The sequence below is a fragment of the Pseudonocardia sp. ICBG601 genome (assembly GCF_020496245.1).
Genome location: NZ_JAHLJA010000142.1, coordinates 1 through 4,053, shown reverse-complemented (window position 1 = coordinate 4,053; position 4,053 = coordinate 1). Strand labels below are relative to the sequence as shown.

Below are 4,053 nucleotides of genomic sequence, written 5' to 3'. Positions count from 1 at the left end.
CCAGCAGCGCTGCTCGCGGGTCTGCGGGAACACCTCGCGCAGCGCGCCCCAGAACCCGAGCGCGCCGTCAGCGACCGCGAGCACGGGTGCTCGCATGCCGCGCCGCGCGCAGTCTCAAGCATTGCTCTCGCCCAGCGCGGATGCACACCTACTGCGGTCATTGGCATGTACAGCGAGCCGTAACGCTGCCAGCATCTTTACTATCACTAGAAGATGCTGCTATAACCAGCTCGCCCTACCCGTAGTCGCGAGTTCGGTGGCGTCACGCCAACGCCAGCCGGCTCGTGACGCGTCACGACGGGGACGACCGCTCATGCCAAGAACCAGGCGGGGGGCGCGCCGACTACAAGGCGCTCCCGACCGCGACCAGCAAGCAACCCACCGTGCGGCTCTGCACCACGGAGCCGTCTACCGACCCCACCGGGGTCCGTCCGCAGCCCAGGAGGCCCCACCAGCGCCCGCGCCCCAGCCATCCACCCCAGCCGCTCCCGAACCGGAGCCGCCGCGCCCGGCCTACCGGCCGCCGTTCAGCGATCCCGGAATTCCAGCGCCGGCGCCACCCGCAAGCTACGACGAGCGGCACTGGACCCCAGAACCAGAGGCGACCGCCCCGGCGCCCCTTCCTCCAGAATCAGACCCGCGGGAGAAGAGTGGCGGCACCAGCCCCCGAGACTCTTCCGCCGCTGAGCCGGCCGGTCACCTGTACACCCACCTCACCGTGGACACGGGCGAGCAGATCGTCACCGACGACGGCGCATCTGTCTGGGCCCCTACCGCACCCGCCGATGCCGAGCGCACCGCTCACCGGAACGGTCACCGCTCCGGCCGCAACGGTCACCACGGCCCTCGACCTCACTCGACTTCGTTCGAGACGACAACGGCGCAGCGATGATCGGCAGTCTCGCCGCCCACCGCCATGTCGCCGACGTGGAAGCCGGCACCTTCGCTGTCCGCTTCGCCTGCGACTTTCTGTCCTGGGACGAAGACACACCGGGACGCCGCTCCAACGTCCTGCGAACCTATCTGGCCGCCGGTCATGCGAGCACACTCGGATGGAATGGGGCCGGCCGGCAGCGAGCCGACGCCCCGGTCTACGGCCGGATGGAGCGACGCAGCCCCACCACTGTGTTGGTCGAGGTCTGGGTCCGCATCACGCCCTACCACCGAGCCGACGACTCGACGCCCACCGAAACCGATCGGTGGCCGACCCTGATATGCCCCCGTCCAGCGCCCCAGCGCCACACGCCGACGGATGGACAGCCGGAGCCGCCTACTGGCTGTCCATGGCCGTGCCAGTCACCCGCGACAACCGCGATCCCGGCGGACGTCTGGTCGTCAACCCGTCCCTCATCCCTACCGCGACGCCCTAAGCGGAGGCACCGATCATGCAGACCACCAGTAACAACCACCAAGCCAACGACTGGACTCAGGACCCCTCGATGTACTCCTGGGCCAGTCCCGGCAGTCAGACATCCAGCGCTCATCCCGGCGCCGGAGGCGCCCCCGCTCGCGAGTCCGCAGACGACATACAGCCCGCGGGGAAGAAGCCGAGCCGGACGGCCCACAGGCCAGACGGCGCCCGCCCCCGAGGAACCGCAGACCAGCGAATCGGCCCCTCCCATCGAGGAGCCGGCCGCGGCCGAGGAGCCAGCCACCCCGACGTCTGGGCGGCCCTCCGGTCACAGCGTCCCCCAGGCACCCGCTCCGCGGCGACCGGAGGTCAGCCGTCCGAGTCGCCCTCGCCCGTCGGCCGACGACCCCCGGGACAGCACGGACAGCTCGCCGGCACCGAGGTCCGGCCCGAGCCCCCTAGACAACAGCCTTGTCCGGCCTCCGCGAGAGGTCCCGCAGCACGGATGGCGGCGAGTCGTCCACCAGGCGAGCTTCGGGTTGATCACGCCCCGGGTCAGCGAGTACGAGGTGAAGCGCCGGGAGTGGATCGGTACCACTAACGTCAACGTCCCCGGGGCCACCTCGATCACCGTCGCCTCGATGAAGGGCGGCGTCGGGAAGACGACCGTCTCGTCCCTTCTCGGACTGACCCTCGCCCAGCACCGCGGCGATCGTGTCGTGGCGCTCGACGCCAACCCCGATGCCGGCACCCTCGCCGACCGACTGCTCGGCGTGGATGTGGAGGGACGGCGGCCGACGATCCGCGACCTCCTCAACAAGCGTGACGCCATCGAGGCTGGGACCCAGCTCAACCGGTTCCTCGGCCTCGCCGGGCGTCTGGCCGTGCTTGCCTCCGAGATGGACCCGGCGAAGTCCGAGATGTTCAACCAGAGCGAGTACGAGGCGGTCGCATGCCTGATCGCCCGGTTCTACGACGTGTTGATCACCGACAGCGGGACCGGCCTGGTGCACTCCGCGATGCACGGCGCCCTCAACCTGACCGACGGTCTCGTCATCGTCGGCGCCCCCACGGTCGACGCCGCCAACAGCGCCGGCCGCACCCTTGACTGGCTCACCGAACACGGATTCAGCGAGCTAGTGAGCAACGCCGTGGTCGCCATCAGCTGCGACCGCGGCTCGCCCGACGTCGACCGCGGGCGCATCCACGATCACTTCGCCTCCCGCTGCCGGGCCGTGGTGGAGATCCCAGCAGACCCCCACCTGTCCACCGGCGGGCAAATCAATCTCAACGCGCTGCAACAGCCGACGCTCGACAAGGCGCTGGAGCTGTCTGCCCACGTCGCGGAGGGATTCCACCATCACGCCTCGTCCACCCTGATGAAGAAGGCAGGACTCGCTAATGGTCCCCCCGCTGGCGGCTTCTCTGACCGCCTCCGCTCTCGTTGCCGCGGTCGGCCTCGTCCCCCGCCGCACAGCCGAGCAGTGAGGCGGTGTGTGCTCGTTCCGGATCACGGCGAACCACGCTCTGGCCGAGCTCACCGGAGACACCTCCCAGCGGGCCGAAGAGACGCGCGACGCGCTCGTCGCCATCGGAGCTGGCGAGCCCGACTTCGTCCCCTCCGAGTGCTCTAAAGACACCCTCGGTGGCGACAGCGGGTCGAGCAGCGGGTCCGGTGACCAAGGGCAGACCGCGGGCGAAGCGTTCGGATGGGGGGAACCGGACAAGGTCGACAACTTTGAGGACGGCCTGTCCGGATGGAACATGTACGACGGGCCCGGACATGCCGGCCAGGGGACACGTTCGCCCGACGCCGCCTCCGTCTCTGACGGGATTCTCACGATCAACGGGGACGGCGACGGAACCACCGCCGGGATGGCATGGGGGACGCCCAGAAGTACGGCCGGTGGGAGGGCCGCGTCAAAGCCCCAAAGGGCTCGCCGGCCTACAACGCACTCCTCCTCCTGTGGCCCGCCGCAGAAAAACTTCCCCGTCGGCGGCGAGATCGACTTCATGGAAATCATGAGTCAAGAACGCGACGAAGTGAACGTCTTTTTGCATTACGGGGAAGACAATTCCCAGGTGCAGGGAAAGGTCGAGGTCGACGCTACCGAGTGGCACAACTGGGCGGTCGAGTGGACCCCGGACGGTGTCACCACATTCCTCGACGGTGAGGAGTGGTGGAAGACCACCGACACCTCAATCCTGCCGCCCGGCCCCATGCATTTGTGCATCCAGCTCGACTGGTTCCCGGAAGGCAAGTCCGACGGCGGTGCTGGCGAAATGCACGTCGACTGGGTCAAGCAGTGGTCCTACCAAGACGGTGACAGCGCCTCTACAGACTCCGAGGGCAGCGAAGGGTCTACCGACGAGGACTCCAGCACGACTCTGACTGATGAACAGAACAACTCGTGACTGCTCTTCACATTTTGTCCAGCATCCCTCGACCCCGGAGCAGCAGGGACCACATGTCTTACTCAACCACCTGGCGTCGATCCGCCCTGGCCGTTCTGACAGCAAGTGCCCTAACCGGGGTCTACGCGATCGGCTCAGGACCTACCAACCCACAGCTCATTGCCCAGGATCAGGAATGCGCTACTGAACAGATCGCGGCGGCAGAGCAAGTCCGAGAAGAAGCCAGACACTTCTGACCTCACTTAAGACCTCGGATGCTGGCTTACCCGGCGCCGCACGTTTGCCGA

Annotated in this window: 3 protein-coding genes; 2 read left to right on the top strand and 1 reads right to left on the bottom strand. The window is 67.9% G+C overall.

Translation table 11 applies throughout. The features are described from left to right. Window positions 1-852: 852 nt before the first annotated feature. Window positions 853-1,038 (bottom strand): hypothetical protein, encoded by a 186-nt coding sequence (locus tag KPL57_RS27600; RefSeq protein WP_226353712.1) that lies wholly within the window; start codon window positions 1,036-1,038, stop codon window positions 853-855. 882 nt (window positions 1,039-1,920) lie between these two features. On the opposite strand from KPL57_RS27600, the gene KPL57_RS70405 reads away from it, so the two are divergent. Beyond that, window positions 1,921-2,985: a MinD/ParA family protein gene (locus KPL57_RS70405; protein WP_226353711.1), complete on the top strand. Its 1,065-nt coding sequence runs from the start codon at window positions 1,921-1,923 to the stop codon at window positions 2,983-2,985. A 130-nt stretch (window positions 2,986-3,115) separates the two neighbouring features. Further along, complete coding sequence (locus tag KPL57_RS27590) at window positions 3,116-3,766, top strand: glycoside hydrolase family 16 protein (protein WP_308253044.1); 651 nt, start codon at window positions 3,116-3,118, stop codon at window positions 3,764-3,766. The last annotated feature ends 287 nt before the right edge of the window (window positions 3,767-4,053 follow it).